Here is a 17,691-nt window from a genome sequence, read left to right as displayed (position 1 = left end):
TAAAACGAAGTCCTCACGTCCTCGTCCTGTCGGAGAGCCGCATGCCCCGCTCCAGCAACACCCCCTCGGCCAAGGGCGGCCCGGTGACCCTCGCGATGGTCGCCCGGCGGGCCGGTGTCTCGTCGCAGACCGTGTCGAACGCCATCAACTCGCCCGGCATGCTGCGGCCCGAGACCCTGGAGCGGGTCCGCCGCGTGATCGACGAGATGGGCTACCGGCCCAGCCGCGCCGCACAGACACTGCGCAGCGGATCCAGCAAGCTGATCGGCTACGGCATCCAGCCCACCCCGCCCGGCACCGCGGGCGCGGTCATGGACCGGTTCCTGCACGCGCTGTCCGAGGCGGCCGACGAGGCCGGCTACCGGATCCTGCTCTTCGCCTCCCCGACCGGCGGCCCGAGCCTGGAGGGCTACGAGGAGCTGCTGGCCCAGCACGAGGTCGACGGCTTCGTGCTCAGCGGCACCGAGCGGGGTGACCCGCGACAGGCGTGGCTGGCCCAACGGGACGTGCCGTTCGTCGGGTTCGGCCGGATGTGGTCCGGGCGGCCCGTCGGGGACTGGGTCGACGTCGACGGCGCCTCGGGCACGGACGCGGCGGTCGAGCACCTGGTCGCGCTCGGGCACCGGAAGATCGCCTTCCTGGGCTGGGGACGCGGTACCTCCGGCGCCGGCGACGACCGTGCCGAGGGATGGTCGCGGGCCATGCGCCGGCACGGACTGCCGACCCGCGGGCGCCGCGCGCAGAGCGTGAACGAGATCGACGCGGCCCGGGCCGCCGTGAAACCGCTCCTGGACGGGGGCGCGACCGCGGTGGTCGCGGCGAGCGACATGCTGGCGCTCGGCTGCTACCAGACACTGCGCGAACGCGGCGCCGTACCCGGCCGTGACGTGGCTGTCGTCGGCTTCGACGACTCGCCGACCGCCGAGATCCTCTCGCCCGCGCTGACCTCCGTCGCCCAGCCGCTGGAGGACGTCGGCCGGGAGTGCGTACGGCTGCTGCTGGCGCGGATCGCCACTCCCGAGGCACCGCCCGAGCGGCTCCTGCTGGAGCCGTCCCTGATCGTGCGCGACAGCGCCACGGCCTCCCCGTCGGCCGGCACGTAGAGCCGGCGCGCGGACCCGGTCCGTAGGGCCGGTCCGTAAGGGCCGGCGCGCAGACCCCGTGCGGTGGGCCGGTCCGTACCGGCCGGCGCGCAGACCCCGTGCGGTGGGCCGGTCCGTACCGGCCGGCGCGCAGACCCCCTCCGGTGGGCCGTGCCGTTCCGCCGCCCGGCCGGTGCCACCTTCCGAAACGTTTCTCCTCCTCCATCCCCACACCCCGGGCCCACGCCTTCGTGTGCCCGGGAGGAGCCGCAGGTACCACCCCGTCACCCTCGGAGGAAGCAATGCCCAACCGTTCGGCCGTCGCGGCCCTCGCCACCTGTGCGGCGCTGCTGGCCGCCACAGGCTGCTCGTCGAACTTCGACAACGACAAGAAGACCGCGCAGGACACCAGCTCCCGGCAGCACCTCACGGTGCTCATAGCCTCCTCGGGGGACGCGGAGACGAAGGCCGTGAAGGAGGCGGCGGCCGCGTACGCCGAGCAGTCCGGCAACACGGTCACCGTGGACGTCGCCAAGGACATCAACCAGCAGCTCGCCCAGTCCTTCGCCGGGCACAAGCCGCCGGACGCCTTCTACGTCGACTCCAGCCAGTTCGCCAACTACGCCCAGGGCGGCTCCCTCTACCCGTACGGCGACCAGATCAAGGACGCCGACGACTTCTCCGCCCAGCTGCGCGCCTCCTTCACCCGGGACGGGAAGCTGGTGTGCCTGCCCAAGGACACCTCCACCCTGGCCCTGGCCGTCAACGCGGACCTGTGGAAGAAGGCCGGGCTGACCGCGCGGGACTACCCGACCACCTGGGCCCAGCTGAAGACCGTCGCCGCCAGACTGACCGAGGGCGATGTCACCGGGCTGGTCGTCAACGGCGAGTACGCGCGCCTCGGGGCCTTCATGAGAGAGGCCGGCGGCTGGATCACCGACAGCGCCCAGAGCAAGATGACCGCCGACAGCACGCAGAACACCAAGGCCCTGGAGTACGTGCGGTCGCTGCTGAAGGCCGGCTCCCTCAAGTACGCCAACCAGGTCGACACCAACTGGGGCGGCGAGGCCCTCGGCAAGGGCAAGGCCGCCATGACGATCGAGGGCAACTGGCTCACCGGCGGCATGAAGGCCGACTACCCGGACGTGAAGTACACCGTGGTCCCGCTGCCCGCCGGACCGGCCGGCCAGGGCACCCTCGCCTTCAGCCAGTGCTGGGGCGTCGCCCAGGACAGCGCCCACCGCGAGGCGGCCGTCGACCTGGTCAAGTACCTCACCACCGGCACGCAGATGCTGAAGAACGCGGACGCCTTCGGCGTGATGCCCTCCCGCACCAGCGCCCTCGCCGAGTACGCGAAGAAGTACCCGTCCGCCAAGGCGTGGGCCGACGCCACCGGTTACGCGCAGGGCCCGGTGACCGTCGCCGGATTCGACAAGGTGCTCACCCAGTTCAACACCGACCTCGCCGCACTGGCCACCGGTGACCCGAAGAAGATCCTCGCCGACCTGCAGAGCAACGGCGAACAGGCCCTCACGAAGGGCGACTGAGCCGCCATGTTCCCCCGCACCTCACCGACCCCCCGCCCGGCCGTGCGCTCCCGCGCGGGCGGGGGTCCCCGAACGGCCGTCCCGCCGGGCGCACCTGACACGCCCGGCGGGACGGTCCCGGCCGCGGCGCCCCGCGCCCCGCACGCCCCGCGCGTGGGGCGCCGCGCCGAAGGAGCCTGGGGCTGGCTCTTCGTCAGCCCCATGGTGATCATCCTCGGGCTGTTCCTGGTGCTGCCGACCCTGATGGCCCTGTGGGTGAGCCTGCTGCACTGGGACGGCCAGTCCAACCCCTTCGGCGGCCAGGCGGACTTCGTCGGACTCGACAACTACCGCGCCCTGCTCACCCGCCCCGGCCTCGACCGCACCCTCTTCGCGACCTCCCTGCGCAACAACCTCTACTACGTCCTGCTGACCGTGCCGCTGCAGACGATCCTCGCGCTGGCCCTGGCGCTCATCGTCAACCAGCGGATGCTGCGCGGCCGCGGCGCCCTGCGCACCGCGTTCTTCTTCCCCTCGGTCACCAGCTCGATCGCGGTCTCCACGGTCTTCCTCTTCCTGTTCCAGGGCAGCGGCGCCGTCAACACCGCGCTCTCCTGGATCGGGATCAAGGGCCCGAACTGGTTCAACGACCCCCGGGGCGTGCTCTCCCTCGTCCTCGGCGGCCTCGGCGTCGTCGACACGAACCACCCCACGGGCGCCCTCGCCGACCACTCCTTCATGGGGCTGTCCTGGTTCGAGTGGCTGTCCGGACCGTCCGTCGCGATGTGCACGATCATCCTGCTCGCCGTGTGGACCACCTCCGGCACCTTCATGCTGATCTTCCTCGCCGCCCTCCAGGACATCCCGCGCGAGCTGGAGGAAGCCGCCGCCATCGAGGGCGTCAGCCGCTCCCAGATGCTCCGTCATGTGACCCTGCCCGCGCTGCGGCCGGTGCTCTTCCTCGTCCTCACCCTCGGCCTGATCGGCACCTGGCAGGTCTTCGACCAGGTCTACGTCATGAGCCAGGGCGCCCCCGGCAACACCACCCTCACCCCGGCCTTCCTCTCCTACTCCTCCGCCTTCGACGACGCCGACTTCGGGCAGGGCGCGGCCATCGCCTTCATCCTGCTCACGCTGATCCTGACCATGACCGCCGTACAGCGCTTCCTCTTCCGGGAGCGCGGCCCCCGCACCCGGAGGACCCGATGAGCGCCGACACCCAGGCCGCCGCCCGGTCGCAGGGACGCCCCGTGCTCGGCCGCTTCGCCCTGCCGCTGCGCGTCCTCGGCTACACGGCCGTGGCCGCGCTCGGCCTCCTGTACCTCGTGCCGTTCCTGATCCAGCTGGTCACCGGCTTCAAAACCGACCCGGACGCGGCCGCCCACCCCCTCGGCCTGCTCCCCACCACCCCCACGACAGCCGCCTACCAACGCCTGTTCGGCCTGGGCCAGGCGGACGACGGCGTCCCCTTCCTGCGCTGGCTCGGCAACTCGGCCTTCGTCGCCGTCGTGGTCACCGCCGCACGCGTCCTGTTCGACTCGATGGCCGGCTACGCGCTGGCCCGGCTGCGCTTCCCCGGCCGCACCCTGCTGTTCGGCTTCGTCCTCGCCGTGCTGGCGGTGCCGAACGTGGCCCTGCTGATCCCGCGCTTCCTGGTGCTCAACACCTTCGGGCTCTTCGACACCTACACCGGCATGATCCTGCCGCTCATGGTGGACGCGGCCGGCGTCTTCATCATGAAGCAGTTCTTCGAGTCCATCCCCAGGGAAGTGGAGGAGGCCGCACGCGTCGACGGCGCCGGCATCCTGCGCACCTTCTGGTCCGTCGTCCTGCCCATGGCCCGGCCCGCCCTGCTCACCCTGACCATCCTGTCCTTCCAGGGCTCGTGGAACGAGTTCACCCACTTCCTCGTGGCCACCCAGTCGAGCCAGTACGAGACCCTCACCACGGGCCTCGCCCGCCTCGTCTCCGGCGGCCTCGGCGGCGGCACCCAGTACCCCCTCAAACTGGCGGCGGCCCTGCTGGCGACCCTCCCCGTCGCCGCACTCTTCTTCTGCTTCCAGCGTTACTTCGTCCAGGGCGCCAACGCCGGGGCCGTCAAGGAGTAGACCGGCGCGCCGACGCACACATCCAGGCCCAACTACTGCTCCTCAGCAGGCAATTGACGCGATGGTCGGGGGCTGCTTCACTGGTCCGGTGGCTCAGCCACTGGACCAGTGAAGCAGCCGAACCACTCACCGAAGCCTGGGAGACCCTCCGTGGCCGTCGAGAGCATTCCGCGCCGAACCGTGGTCGACCTGCTGGAAGCACGGCTGCGTGACGACATCCTGAGCGGCACGCACGAGCCCGGATCCCTGCTGCCCCCCGAGCGGGAACTGGCCGCCGGGTACGGGGTCACCCGCACGACGTTGAAGCACGCGCTGACCCGGCTGGAACAGGCGGGACTGCTCAGCACCCGGCACGGCATCGGCACCCGCATCCTGGACTACCTGCGGGTCGGCGGCGCCGACCTGCTCCCGATGCTGGCCGCGCAGGACCCCACGTGGCTGCGGGAGGTCTTCGAGGTACGGCGCCAGATCGGCACCCTGATCGCCGGCCGCGCGGCCGACCGGCGCACGCAACGCCAGGCCCGGCGGCTGGAACACCTGCTGCGCCAGGTCGCGGACGGCCCGGACGCGGACGCGGTCCAGCTCGCCGACGTGGAAGTGCATCGCGAACTGGCGCGGGCCACCGGGAACCGGGTCTATCTGCTCCTCACGAACACGCTGTTCAACGCCTACCTTCCGGTACGGGCCGCACTGCGCGCGCCGTTCGAGGACGCGGCGCACGCGGCGGACCGGCTCGCGCCGGTGGTCCGCGCCGTCGTCGACAAGGACGCCGACGCGGCCCGGCGCGCTGCGGAGACGTACCTGGCCGGCACCGAGAAGATCATGCTCGGTTCGCTGGGCCGTCCGCGCGGGCGGGCGGCCGCCGACAGCTCCCGGTAGCGGGGCTTCCCGGCGCCCTCGACCCGATTCCTGTCTTGTCATGACTGTCTTGTCATGACTATGCCAAACCCCAGTGTCGAACCACAAGGAGCATGGTGAGCAGATCAAGGAAGAGACGCGGCCTCCTCATCGGCGTGATGCTGTCGGCGGTCATCGGCGGCACCGTCCAGCCCGCGATCGCCGCGCCCGTACGGGACGCGGGGGACCAGGTCACACCGTTCGGGCGGTCTCCGGTGCGGTCGGCCGAGCAGGAGATCGCACGGGCGCTGTCCGCCTCGCTGGCCGACCCGCGGTGGCGCGAGCAGGTCCGCGCCGCCGCGCTCGGCACCGGGGACGTGGACCTTCAGGCACTGACGGGCAGCACCGCCGCCGCGGAGGGCAGGAACCTGTTCGCCTCCGTCTCGGCCGCGGACCGCCGTATCGCGGGCCTCAAGGGCCTGCCCGCCTCGACCGGATCGCTGCTGCGCGTACGGCTGGCCGCACCGTCCATGCGGTCGCACCTGAACGCCGACGTCACCCCCTGGATCGCCGTCGCCGCGGCCGACGACGACGCCAGGAGCATCACGGCGTACGACCGCCAGGGCCGTGCCCACTCCGTGGACACCGCCCGCGTCCCCGACCGCCCGCTGTACATCCTGGACATCGACGTCACCAAGGCGCACCGGGCCGGTCTGAAGGTGCTGCGGAAGGCCTTCGCCGACAAGGGCCTGACCCCGCTTGTGAACTCTGCGAGCGCGGCGGGCTGGTGGGCGACCAAGGTCACGGCCGTCGAGGTCAACGACGACCAGGAGCCCTGGTTCAAGGGCGCCGCCGAGATGTTCTCCCTGGTGACCGGTTTCGGCCAGGACGGCACGGCGCGCGTCGACTCGGTGGACATGCCCTACCTGGACTACGACGGGACCGTCTACTACCCGAACCAGATCCTGGTCAACTGGTCGAACTACAAGTACAACCTGGCCGACGTCGTCATGATGGAGGACGACGACGGCACCAACTACCGTGCGCTGGCGCAGGCGATCACCACGGCGCTGCTCACCGTGACCGACCAGGGCGCCTACATCCCGCTGGTGAACGCGGTCCTGAGCGCGATCCCCGACAGCTGGTTCACCGACGACCCCGACTACGTGGAGTCCTGGTACACCCTCGCCCGGAATTCCTCGGGCCGGCTGAACGGGGCCTCGGGCAACGGCTGGATGACCGTCGAGCCCTACTTCGTCGAGGAGTTCTAGGCGAGGGGGTTCCGGACGAGGGGTTCCAGACCCCGCGGCGGACCGTCCGCATGCCCCGGCACCACGGCGCAGGGGGTGTCACGGGGAGCCTTCCGCGGGGCCGGTGCGCTGGTCGTGGGCCAGGGCGTGGGTGATCGCCGCGGTGCTCTCGTACAGGTCCCGGTACTGGGTGAACCGGCGGTCGTGGACCTCCGAGGTGGCGGGATCCGGCCGGACCACGGATTCGGCCGGATTCCAGACCGTGATGTCCGGCCGGCCGATCAGTCCGGCCGCTAGGAAGGCGGCACCGTAGCTCGCGCCGATCGTCGTGCGGGCGACGATCTGTTCGAGACCGGTGACATCGCTGACGATCTGGGGCCACAGCCCGCCCCGGGTGCCGCCGCCGACCGCGACGATCCGCCGGATGTCGGCACCGGCCGCGAGCATCGTCTCGACGTTGTGCCGGACACCGTGGGCGGTGGCCTCCAGCGCCGCCCGCATCAGATCGCCCCGGGTGTGACCCAGCGTCAGGCCGGCGATCACACCCCGGGCGTCCGGGTCCATGACGGGGGTGCGCTCCCCGGCGAAGTACGGCAGCATCACCAGGCCGTTCGCACCCGGGGGCGAGCCGGCCGCCTCGTCGAACAGCGTGCCGGGGCCGACGCCGCCGAAGAGACGGCCCAGCCAGTCGGTGACGGCTCCGGAGGTGGCCATGCCGCCGGCCAGGCAGCGGGTGCCGGGCAGGGCGCCGACCGTGGCCCACATCGAGGGGCTGGTCACGAGCCGGTCGACGGTGTTCACCAGGAACATCGTGGTGCCGTACATCAGCATCAGGTCGCCGACGCCGTGGCCGCCGACGCTGACGGCCTCGCTCCAGGCGTCGATCGTCCCCACGATGACCGGCGTCCCGGCCGGGATGCCCGCGACGGGCGCGTTCACTCGCCCGGCCTCCTCGCCCGGCCAGCGCAGCGGGGGGAGTTCGATGCCGGGGGCGACGCACTCGGCCCATTCGGGGATCCAGCGCTGCTCGTGGATGTCGAACAGCGGGGTGCACTGGCTGGCGGAATGCAGGTCCAGCACGTACGCGCCGGTCAGCCGGTGGGCGAGCCAGGAGGCGGGCATGAGGAGGCGGCGGGCGCGGGCCCACGCCTCGGGCTCCCGCTCGCGGATCCAGGCGAGTTTCGGCCCGACGGCCTGCGACGACAGGGCCGACCCGCACCTGAGGAAGATCGTCTCCGGCCCCAACTCCCGGTTCAGCCGCGCGATCTGCTCCTCGGCGCGGGTGTCCACGCCGTACAGCACCGCCGGACGCACCGGATCTCCCGCGTCGTCGACCAGGAGGGTGCACGGGCCCATGCCGCTGACGCCGACGGCCCGGACGGCGATGTCCTCGCGGTCGAGCAGTTCGGCCGCGAGCGAGACGAACTCGTCCCACCACGCCCGCGCGTCCATCTCCACATGCCCCGGCCGGGGGCGGTCGACCACGTGACCGCGTACGGCCTCGCCCAGGATGCGGCCGGCGGTGTCCACCACCACGCCCTTGGTGCTGGAGGTGCCGACGTCAACTCCGAAGACGACATCGATCATGTGCTGCCTCCTTCGGCGCCGGGTGCGCCACCGTGGGTTGTCGCTCACATCTGTACCGCGGACGAGGTTGCGGCAGTCGTTGACATGCCCCTGCCCTGTGGCTAGCTTCACCCACAGTTCCCGCTCTGCTCCCCGGGTGTCCGCGGCCCGGGGTCCCATCGAAGCGTTCGTATCTCAGGCACCTCGTCTCCACGGTTGGACAACGTTGTCAGTCTTTGGTGATCAAGACATCCGGGCGCGTCGTCCATCACCCGGGTTCGCGTCCTCGACGCCGGGACAACGTTGTCGGACCTCCACTTCCGAGTAGAGGAGCAAACCCCGTGATCACACGACTGTCGAGACCGCCCGGAACCATGGCGATCGGTCTCCTCGCGGCCGCGGCGCTCGCCGCGGCCGGGCTGTGCACCCCCGCCTGGGCGGCCGGGAAGGCCGCGCTCGTCACCTCACCGGCCACGCTGGTCAATCCGTTCATCGGGACGTCGAACCAGGCCGACGACTTCCCGGGCGCCGATGTCCCGTTCGGCATGGTGCAGTGGAGCCCGGACACACCGTCGCGTCCCGACGGCGGGGGCTACGAGTACAACGACTCGTCGATCACCGGTTTCAGCCTGACCCACATCGCCGGACCCGGTTGCGGCGCGGCCGGTGACATACCGGTGCTGCCCACGGTGGGAGCCGTGAACACCGGCGCCACGGACGCGTTCTCGCACGCGGACGAATCGGCGTCCGCCGGGTCGTACAAGGTCGCGCTGAACAACCAGGTGACCACCGAGCTGACCACCACGACCCGCAGCGGCATGGCCCGCTTCACCTTCCCCTCGACCAGCCAGGCCAACCTGATCTTCAAGTTGACGGGCAGTCAGAACGGCGCCAGTTCCACGCAGTTCACCAAGGTGTCGAGCACCGAGGTGAGCGGACAGGTGACCAGCGGCCGCTTCTGCGGCGCCGCGAACACCTACACCGTCTACTTCGACATGGTCTTCGACCAGCCGTTCGCCGCACAGGGCAGCTCGGTCGCCAAGGCGTCGAGCGCCGCCTCCTCGCCGTCGGCCAAGGCGTCGAAGAACGCCGCCGAGAAGCCCAACGCGCCCGTGCTGCACGGCAGGAGCCCCAGCGCCTCCGCCGCCCCCGCTGCCGCCGCCTCGAACGGCTACGTCACCTTCAACACCACGTCCAACCCGGTCGTCCAGGCCAAGGTCGGCATCTCCTACGTCTCGGTCGCGGGCGCCGTCGCCAACCGGAGCGCGGAGAACACCGGTTGGGACTTCGACGCGACCCGCACCGCCGCGCAGAACGCGTGGAACAGCGCGCTCGGCAAGGTGCAGATCGCCGGCGGGACGGCCGCCCAGCAGCAGACCTTCTACACCGCGCTCTACCACTCGCTGCTGCACCCGAACGTGATCAGTGACACCGACGGCCGGTACTACGGCTTCGACGGCAGGACCCACACCGTGGACGCCGGCCACAGCGCCGTCTACGCGAACTACTCCGGCTGGGACATCTACCGCTCGCAGGCCCAGCTCGAAGCCCTGGTCGCCCCCCAGGTCGCCTCGGACACCGCGCAGTCGATGGTCGACGACTACACGCAGACCGGGATCTTCCCCAAGTGGTCCGAGAACAACGGCGAGTCGTACGTCATGGTCGGCGACCCGGCGGACGCCATCCTCGCCGACTACTACGCCTTCGGCGCCCGCGACTTCGACACCGCGACCGCCCTGGCCGACATGGTCAAGCAGGCGAGCACGGCCAACAACGACCGCCCCGGCCTCGCCTATCTCAACTCGCCCGGATACATGCCGCACGACGGCAGCTACGGCTGCTGCAACTTCTACGGCCCGGTGGCCACCACCCTGGAGTACGACACGGCCGACTTCGCGATCTCCGCGCTGGCCGGGGCGCTCGGCGACACCGCGAACCAGAAGACCTACGCCAACCGCGCGCAGGACTGGCGCAACGTGCTCAACCCCGCCTCCGGATTCGTGGAGCCCCGCAATGCCAACGGCTCATGGACCGGCGGCTTCGATCCCACCAGCGGCACCGACATGGTCGAGGCCGACTCGTGGATCTACACCGGAATGGTCCCCTTCGACATCGGCGGCCTGGCGCACGCCAAGGGCGGCAACACCGCGATGAGCCACTACCTGGACATCGTGCTGCGCAGCTACACCGGCGCGAACGGCTACGCCTGGGTCGGCAACGAACCGAGCATCGAACTGCCCTGGGAGTACGACTACACGGGCCAGCCCTACAAGACGCAGGGCACCGTCCGGGCGATCCAGGACCAGATCTGGTCGAACACCCCGGGCGGCCTCGCCGACGGCAACGACGACCTCGGCGCGATGAGCGCCTGGTACGTGTGGTCGGCGCTCGGCATGTTCCCCGAGACACCCGGAACCTCCGATCTCGCCCTCGGCTCACCGCTGTTCACCCAGGCCGTGGTCACCCTCCCCTCGGGCAGGACACTCACGGTCAACGGCAACGGCGCCGCCGACAACGCGCCCTACGTCCAGTCGGCCGCGTGGAACGGCACGGCGTGGAACAACGCCTACGCCCCCACCACGGCGATCACGGCCGGCGGCACACTGGACTTCACCCTGGGCACCACCGCCAACACCTCATGGGCGACGGCGGCCGGCGCGGCACCGCCCTCGTACGCGGGGGACACCACGGCACCGGCCTCGCCCCGGATCGGTCCGCTCACCTCCGCGGTCGCCGCCACCCTGTGCGCCGACGACGCGTCCTCCGGCACCGCCGACGGCACCCATGTCCAGATCTGGGGCTGCAACAACACCTACGCCCAGGACTGGATCGTCGCCGGCGACGGAACGATCCGCGCCCTCGGCAAATGCCTGGACGCCGACCACAGCGGGACCACCAACGGCACACTGATCCAGCTGTGGACCTGCAACGGCACCGGCGCCCAGCAGTGGACCGCCGGCGTCAACGGATCCCTCGTCAACCCCCAGTCGAACCTGTGCCTCGACGACCCCAACTCCTCCACCACGAACGGCACCCAGCTCCAGCTGTACACCTGCAACGGCACGGCGGCCCAGAACTGGAAACTGCCGAGCTGAGCCGTCGGCGGGGGAGTGGACGCCCCCGCCGGAGGGTTCCCGTGGGCCCGGAGCGAGGCGGCCGGGACCCACGGGAACCTACAGAACCTTCCACAGCCGAGCGAGCCTGCTGCCGGATCCGTCAAGGACGGCCCCACCGGCACCGGCTCCTGGACCTTCGACGGCGGCGGCCGACGGGTTCGTAGGTCGCCGGGAGTAGGTCCCGCGCCTCAGGCGCGCCGCGCGCCGCCTGGCTAGGGTCGGTCGTCATGGAGACCACGGGAATCGTCCGTCGCCCGGCGCCGGAACGGATACGCGACGCGCTGGAGCGGCTCGTCACCGAGCGGGACGTATGGCTGTCGACGGCCCACCCCGATCACGGGCCGCACCAGGTGCCGCTGTGGTTCCTCTGGGACGGGCGGGCGGTGTGGCTGTGCACCGGCGCCACCTCGGTGACGGTGCGGAACCTCCGCACGGAGCCGCGGGTGCGCCTGGCCCTCCCGGACACCTTCGACGTGGTGCTGCTCCAGGGCGACGCCGAGTGCTTCCCGGACCAGGAGGTCCCCGCAGCCGCGGCGGCGGCCTTCGCCGACAAGTTCGGCTGGGACCCACGCGCGGAGGAGGGCTCCTTCGTCTACGTACGCGTGCTCCCGAGCACCGTGCGCGCATGGCGCGGCGAGCCGGAGCTGCGCGGGAGAGTCATCATGCGCGACGGAACCTGGCTGGACTGACGGCGGTACCGCGCCGACGGCACGCAAGCCGCGGCCGTTTCCGTGTGTCACCGCGAGCCGGTGGCCACCAGGGTCGCGGTGATGGGTTCGAGTTCGGTGATCAGTTCGTCGAGTTCGGCGGGGGACAGGGCGTCGTAGGGCGGGGTGGCGAGTTCGTCGGTGAGGGTCTCGACGCGTTGTCCGGTCGCGCGGCCGGCGTCGGTGAAGTGGCCCTCGGTGTCGATGAGTCCGCGTTCGCGCATGCCGTCCATGACCGCGGCCAGGCGCTCCTTCGGCAGGTGATGGATGCGTCCGAACGACTCCGGCGGGTGGATGCCCTGCCGCAGCGCGGAGAGCACGTGGGCCTCCGTGCCGCCGATCCGCGCGCCGACGAGAGCGGCGATGTGCCCGTCGCCGCGGTGCTCGCGCAGCATGGTGGCGGAATGCCACAGCCGGGCGACCGGGTCGCCCGGCACCGCGAGGGTGCGCATCCCCGCGTACATGACCCGGCCTTCGGTGGGGGCGCTCGTCGCGGCCTTGGTGGTCAGGTCGGCGGCGCGCACCAGGCCCGGGGAGCCGGCCAGTTCGTCGCCGAGGATGCGCCGCAGGGAGGCCGCGCTGCCCCGCTCCCGCGCGGCGACGGAGGCCTCGGGCGCAATCGTCTCCCAGGCGCTGGGGATGTGCCGTGCGGCTTCCCCGTCGGCGAAGTTGTAGAAGGCCGCGTGCACGACCTGCGCCGGTACCCGCCCCAGCGGCGCGGCACGGCTGGCGAAGTAGCCGTCCCAGTAGGTGCGGTGGCCGAGTGCGGCCAGTTCCTCGTTGCACTCGTCGGCGAGGAACGTGACCAGGCAGATCGGCTCCAGGAGCTCGAACATGCGACGGGCGATGTGAGTCGTCGGACGCGAGCGTGTCTTGTCCATCGGGTTCTCCCTTTGTCCGGTGTGCCGACTCGGACCGTCCGGCACACCGAAACTCATCGGCGGCCGGAAGTGGCTCGACGACGTGAGAGCGTCCCGGCCGCGACCGTCGGGGAGCATCCGGAGCATGGCGAGGCCGGGCGCCTGACCGGGGTTCGTCGGTCAGGCGCCCGGGTTGTCCGGACGGGTGGGGGCTACTTCTTGGTGACCGTCGCCACCCAGGTGATGAAGTTGGTCGTCGAGTCGCCGGTGCGCTCGGCCTGGGTGTGGCCCTGGGCCCAGACGGTGGCGAAGTCGACGTCGCGGATGCCGTAGTTCCGCAGGGCCAGCGCGATGTTGATCTCGGTGGTATTGGCGGTGTCGCCCTGCATGATGCCGGTGCGGATGCGCCAGTGGCGCGCCGGCTGCGAGCGGCGGTAGCCGTCGAAGGCGGGCGAGAGGAAGTACAGGGGGTTGTACGCGTCGGCCCGCCAGGCCATGTCCTTGCCGACGCTGTCCTTCTTGGCGAAGTCGCTGTCGTATGCCGAGGAGCCGTAGCCGGAGTCCCAGTCGGAGTACGTGGCGTACGTCGACTCGTTCGCCTTGATGACGTCACGGGTGAGCGGCGCGAAGTGCGCCGGGGCGTTCAGCCCCATGGCGAAGACACCGTTCTCGGTCTGCCCGCGGGAGTACCCGTCGAACGCGCCGACCGGCTTGTTCGCGTTCTTCTGGCTCTTGGCGAAGCCCGCCAGACCGGACACCGTGGCGGTGTTGGTCGTGGCGTCGTAGGTGACCCAGGTGCTGTCGGTGTTGAGGTAGGCGATGTAGTCGCCGACCGTCTCGTACGTGGTGGAGGATCCCGTCTGGCCCGATCCGGGCGGGCCGCCCATCGTGGTGATGGTGTACGGGAAGGTGTTGTCGGACAGGAAGTTGTTCAGCGAGGTGGTGATCACCTCGATCAGGTGGTCGTAGTAACTGCCGGCCAGGTGGATGCCGTCGCCGGACTCGGTCAGCTTCAGGTGCCTGCCGTGCTCGTCGCGCAGCCCCAGCCGGTTGACGTACGCGGGCCAGGCCTTCGCGAGGTCCGCCGAGTAGGCGCTGGTCCAGGTGCCGGACGCGCGCGTGCCGGTCGAGGCGAACTGGCCCATGTTCCACTCGTAGGACAGGTTGGCCTCGTGCAGGCTGGTGATCGGGCACCACGCCATGACGCCGGCGACCGCGTCGCTGAGGGGGCGGCCCTTGGCGTCCTCCATCGCCGCGCCGATCGTGCGCAGGTAGGGGTGGTACAGGGGACTGTCGCCGGACGCGCCCGCCACGGTGTCCTGGGCGCCGCCGCCGCTCATGCCGAACAGGACGATGTCGTCCGTGCTTCCGGGCAGCACGCCCCGGTTGTACCGGAGGAAGCGGACCGCGGCCTTGAGGTCGGTCACGCCCCAGGGGGCCGCGTCGGAGCGGGTGCTGGTCGAGGTGTCCCGGCCGCGCAGGCCCGGCCACACGTAGATGTGCCCGGCCTGCAGATACTGCGACACGCTGCTGTAGTTGTACGACGTGGCAGGCTTCTGCGCGGCGTAGCCGGGGGTGTTGACGGGGATCACGATCGGCGCCGTGCGGCCCGAGTACTCGCCGACGGTGCCCTTCGGGTCGACCGTCGCGGTGTACGTGGTCCCGTCGCTGTTCGCCGTGGCCCTCAGGTACGCGCCCGGCACGTAGATCGACAGGCTCTCGATGTCCGTCGCGGCCGGGGCGGTGACGTACACCTTCCCGATCTGGTAGTACACGTCGTTGGTCGCGTCGTACGACCAGGCGGTGGAATCGAACTCCAGCGAGTACGCCGAGGACGCGCTCGACGAACTGCTCGACGACGAGGTGTCGGCGACAGCCGCGCCTGCCGTGCCCTCGGCGATGCCGAACGCGGCTATGGCCGCGGCGCCTCGGACAACGGTTCTGCGGTTGATCTCCACCCGTGGACCTCCTTGTGCAGCGGGGTTATGTGGATCACAGCTGTGCCTGCGCACCGCCCGGGCGGCGCCGGGGGCAGGTCCGGCTGTGCGGCTCGTCCGAGTCCCCGACTGTAGGCGAGGCGCCGCATGATTGTTAACAATTTAGATGATGATTTTGTTAGAAGCTTGTCCCGGCTCTCGCTGGGCGGGCCGAGGATGTCCACGGCCCGCCCTGGCGTCAGCCGGTCATGTCGACCTCCTGGGCTGTGAGATGCGGTGCCTGTGCGGAGGGTTCGGGGTACGGGATCTTCTGGGCGAGTTTGTCGCCCTCGACGTCCAGGTCGGGCAGTAGCCGATCGAGCGGGCCGGGGATCCACCAGGCCCGCTCTCCGGCCAGGGCCATCGTGGCCGGGATGAAGGTCATGCGGATGACGAAGGCGTCGATGAGGATGCCCGCGGCCAGGGCGAATCCGGCCTGCTTGATCATGGGCTGGGCGTTGAAGACGAACCCGGCGAAGACCGAGACCATGATGGTGGCCGCGGCGACGACCACGGTTCCGGCCCGCGCGAAGCCGGTGACGGTGGCGTCGGACGGCGTGGCCCCGTGGAGGTGTGCCTCGCGCATCGAGGTGACCAGGAACATCTGGTAGTCCATGGCGAGCCCGTACAGAACACCCGTCACGATGATCGGCAGCAGACTGACGACGGGTGCGGTGGCGTCCAGTCCGATGAGGCTCTGCAGCCGGCCCCACTGGAAGACGGCCGTGGTGAGGCCGAAGGTGGCGCCGATGGTCAGCAGGAAGCCGAGCGTGGCCGTCACGGGGACCAGGAGGGAGCGGAAGACCAGAAGCAGGACGATCAGGGAGAGTCCCAGGACGGTCGCCACGTAGAGGGGCAGGACGTCGGCGAGCCGGTCGGAGACGTCGATCGCGAGCGCGGTGAAGCCGGTGATGCCCAGAACGGTCCCGGTGCTCTCGCCGATCCGGGCGCTCCTGTCCCGTACGGCCGTGACGAGGGCCTTGGTCGCTTCGTCGTTCGGACCGCTGTGCGGGACGAGCGTGAGGACGGCCGTGGTGCCGGAGCCGTTCATCCCGGCGAGTGACACCGAGGTCGCGCCGTCGGTGTCGCGCAGTGCGGAGGCGATCGTGGCGAGCGTGCCCGGAGACAGCGGGCGCCCTGCGACGGAGGAGTCGACGGCGATCATGAGCGGGCCGTTGTAGCCGGGGCCGAACGCGTCACTGACGAGCTCGTAGCTCTGGCGCTGAGCGGTGCCGGTGTTGTAGCTGGCCCCGGAAGGCAGCCCCATCCTCATGTCGGTGGCGGGGACCGCCAGGACCGCGGGGACGAGGAACGCCGCCGCCAGCGCCGGCCACCGGTGGCGGACCAGACGTGCTCCCCAACGGGCCGTCCGGGTCCGAGGGGCGGCGTCGGCGGCTTCCTCGGACGATCGCCGCTGCGCCCGGCGTCGTACCCGAGAGGGACAGATACGCTGCTTGACCAGCCCCAACAGCGCCGGCAGCAGGGTCAGGACCAACAGGACGGCGACCGCGATCGTGGCGGCCGCGACGATCGCCATCGTGCTGAGCAGGGTGATCCCGACGACCAGAAGTCCGGCGAGGGCGATGATGACGGTGCTGCCGGCGAAGAACACCGCGCTGCCCGCGGTGCCGATGGCGCGGCCGGTCGCTTCGTGCGGATCCAGGCCGTGTTCGAGGATCAGCCGGCGCTCCCGGCTGATGATGAACAGGGCGTAATCGATACCGACGGCCAGTCCCAGCATCAGTGCGAGGACCGCGGCGAGTGAGTGGATCTCGAAGACGGTGGAGAGGGTGAAGGCGCCGCCGACGCCCACCACGACCCCGATCAGGGCTATGACCAGAGGCAGGCCCGCCGCGGCGATCGACCCGAGGGTGATGAGCAGGACGACGGCGGCGACGCCGACGCCGACGATCTCTCCGGCCCCGATGATCTCCGGGATCTCCATCATCGAAGCCGACGGCAGGACCCGCAGACCACCGCGCGCGGCCTGCCGCTCGGCGGCCGCGACGGTGCTGTCGATGGTCCCGGAAGGCAGTTCGTAGGTCTGCTCGTCGAACTGGAACTGCATCAGGGCCGTCCTTCCGTCCGCGGAGACGGCGACTCCGGGCACTGCCCGACCCTGCACGGTCAGGGGCACGGGGGCCTTGCCGGACGCCGGCCCTCCCGCCGCCCCGGCCACTGCCCGCTGGGCCCGCAGAAGAGGGCTTTTCGCGCCCTTGGCCGCCTCCGCGGCGAGAGCCTTCCGGACGTCGATCACATGGTCATGGCGGTAGACGGAATCCACGGCCGCCAGGAGGGCGGCCTGGACGCGGCGGTCGTCGATCCGGGCGCCGTCGGCGGGCTCGAAGACCAGCATTCCCTGGCCCCCGGACGCTTCCGGCAGGGACCTGGCCAGATCGTCGATGACCTTCTGGGCCGGGGTGCCGTCGATGCGTACGTCGTTGCTCAGCCGGACCGGGCTGGTCGCGAGCACCCCCAGGACCACGGCGATCACGGTCAGCCAGCCCCCGATGAAGTACCAGGGCCTGCCGTAGGCGAGCCTTCCCAGCCGGTATAGCAGCACGGACATGCGTCTCTCCCATCCACACGTCTCCCGGACGGCCTCGGTGAGGCCGCGGAGTGTGTCGAGAGGGTACTATCAAAGCGATAGGTAACTATCAAAG

At 70.7% G+C, this 17,691-nt stretch carries 12 protein-coding genes; 8 read left to right on the top strand and 4 right to left on the bottom strand.

Features of this window, described 5'->3' with window-relative positions; translation table 11 throughout:
• Positions 1-41 precede the first annotated feature (41 nt).
• The 6 genes from ACIPSJ_RS43125 (at position 42) to ACIPSJ_RS43100 (ending at position 6,824) form a co-directional block, all read left to right on the top strand.
• Positions 42-1,103 carry a LacI family DNA-binding transcriptional regulator gene (locus ACIPSJ_RS43125; RefSeq protein ID WP_401354364.1) on the top strand — a complete coding sequence of 354 codons (1,062 nt, stop codon included), beginning with the start codon at positions 42-44 and terminating at the stop codon, positions 1,101-1,103.
• 281 nt (positions 1,104-1,384) lie between these two features.
• On the top strand, positions 1,385-2,629 hold the full coding sequence (locus ACIPSJ_RS43120; protein ID WP_401354362.1) for an extracellular solute-binding protein: 1,245 nt from the start codon (positions 1,385-1,387) through the stop codon (positions 2,627-2,629).
• Between the two features lie 201 nt (positions 2,630-2,830).
• On the top strand, positions 2,831-3,817 hold the full coding sequence (locus tag ACIPSJ_RS43115; RefSeq protein WP_401354851.1) for a carbohydrate ABC transporter permease: 987 nt from the start codon (positions 2,831-2,833) through the stop codon (positions 3,815-3,817).
• Positions 3,814-4,716: a carbohydrate ABC transporter permease gene (locus ACIPSJ_RS43110; protein ID WP_401354360.1), complete on the top strand. Its 903-nt coding sequence runs from the start codon at positions 3,814-3,816 to the stop codon at positions 4,714-4,716. Before ACIPSJ_RS43115 ends, ACIPSJ_RS43110 begins: the two co-directional genes overlap by 4 nt.
• Before the next feature lie 150 nt (positions 4,717-4,866).
• Positions 4,867-5,595, top strand: coding sequence for a FadR/GntR family transcriptional regulator (locus tag ACIPSJ_RS43105; protein WP_401354357.1), 729 nt, complete (start codon positions 4,867-4,869; stop codon positions 5,593-5,595).
• A gap of 92 nt (positions 5,596-5,687) precedes the next feature.
• Positions 5,688-6,824: a DUF3103 family protein gene (locus tag ACIPSJ_RS43100; protein WP_401354355.1), complete on the top strand. Its 1,137-nt coding sequence runs from the start codon at positions 5,688-5,690 to the stop codon at positions 6,822-6,824.
• A gap of 78 nt (positions 6,825-6,902) precedes the next feature.
• On the opposite strand, the gene ACIPSJ_RS43095 is transcribed toward ACIPSJ_RS43100, so the two are convergent.
• Complete coding sequence (locus tag ACIPSJ_RS43095; protein WP_401354352.1) at positions 6,903-8,390, bottom strand: FGGY-family carbohydrate kinase; 1,488 nt, start codon at positions 8,388-8,390, stop codon at positions 6,903-6,905.
• A 320-nt stretch (positions 8,391-8,710) separates the two neighbouring features.
• Here ACIPSJ_RS43095 and ACIPSJ_RS43090 point away from each other — a divergent pair, with 320 nt between their 5' ends.
• Positions 8,711-11,464, top strand: coding sequence for a lectin (locus ACIPSJ_RS43090; protein ID WP_401354350.1), 2,754 nt, complete (start codon positions 8,711-8,713; stop codon positions 11,462-11,464).
• Positions 11,465-11,712: 248 nt separating this feature from the next.
• Positions 11,713-12,174, top strand: coding sequence for a pyridoxamine 5'-phosphate oxidase family protein (locus tag ACIPSJ_RS43085; protein ID WP_401354347.1), 462 nt, complete (start codon positions 11,713-11,715; stop codon positions 12,172-12,174).
• 47 nt (positions 12,175-12,221) lie between these two features.
• On the opposite strand, the gene ACIPSJ_RS43080 is transcribed toward ACIPSJ_RS43085, so the two are convergent.
• The 3 genes from ACIPSJ_RS43080 to ACIPSJ_RS43070 form a co-directional block, all read right to left on the bottom strand.
• On the bottom strand, positions 12,222-13,073 hold the full coding sequence (locus ACIPSJ_RS43080; RefSeq protein ID WP_401354345.1) for a MarR family transcriptional regulator: 852 nt from the start codon (positions 13,071-13,073) through the stop codon (positions 12,222-12,224).
• Positions 13,074-13,264: 191 nt separating this feature from the next.
• Entirely contained in the window at positions 13,265-15,010 is a 1,746-nt protein-coding gene (locus ACIPSJ_RS43075) for an esterase (RefSeq protein ID WP_401354343.1), read from the bottom strand.
• A gap of 217 nt (positions 15,011-15,227) precedes the next feature.
• Complete coding sequence (locus ACIPSJ_RS43070) at positions 15,228-17,597, bottom strand: MMPL family transporter (RefSeq protein WP_401354340.1); 2,370 nt, start codon at positions 17,595-17,597, stop codon at positions 15,228-15,230.
• Between the last annotated feature and the right edge of the window lie 94 nt (positions 17,598-17,691).

The sequence above is a fragment of the Streptomyces sp. NPDC090088 genome (genome assembly GCF_044747345.1).
Classification (GTDB): domain Bacteria; phylum Actinomycetota; class Actinomycetes; order Streptomycetales; family Streptomycetaceae; genus Streptomyces.
The sequence above is the reverse complement of the archived record's forward strand: the minus strand, read 5'-3'. Positions and strand labels throughout refer to the sequence as shown.

Excerpts from the sequence above, each read along its gene's own strand:
- ACIPSJ_RS43125 (WP_401354364.1), top strand. The coding sequence starts at position 42 with ATGCCCCGCTCCAGCAACACCCCCTCGGCCAAGGGCGGCCCGGTGACC.
- ACIPSJ_RS43095 (WP_401354352.1), bottom strand. The coding sequence starts at position 8,390 with ATGATCGATGTCGTCTTCGGAGTTGACGTCGGCACCTCCAGCACCAAG.
- ACIPSJ_RS43110 (WP_401354360.1), top strand. The coding sequence starts at position 3,814 with ATGAGCGCCGACACCCAGGCCGCCGCCCGGTCGCAGGGACGCCCCGTG.
- ACIPSJ_RS43120 (WP_401354362.1), top strand. The coding sequence starts at position 1,385 with ATGCCCAACCGTTCGGCCGTCGCGGCCCTCGCCACCTGTGCGGCGCTG.
- ACIPSJ_RS43085 (WP_401354347.1), top strand. The coding sequence starts at position 11,713 with ATGGAGACCACGGGAATCGTCCGTCGCCCGGCGCCGGAACGGATACGC.
- ACIPSJ_RS43070 (WP_401354340.1), bottom strand. The coding sequence starts at position 17,597 with ATGTCCGTGCTGCTATACCGGCTGGGAAGGCTCGCCTACGGCAGGCCC.
- ACIPSJ_RS43100 (WP_401354355.1), top strand. The coding sequence starts at position 5,688 with ATGGTGAGCAGATCAAGGAAGAGACGCGGCCTCCTCATCGGCGTGATG.
- ACIPSJ_RS43115 (WP_401354851.1), top strand. The coding sequence starts at position 2,831 with ATGGTGATCATCCTCGGGCTGTTCCTGGTGCTGCCGACCCTGATGGCC.
- ACIPSJ_RS43080 (WP_401354345.1), bottom strand. The coding sequence starts at position 13,073 with ATGGACAAGACACGCTCGCGTCCGACGACTCACATCGCCCGTCGCATG.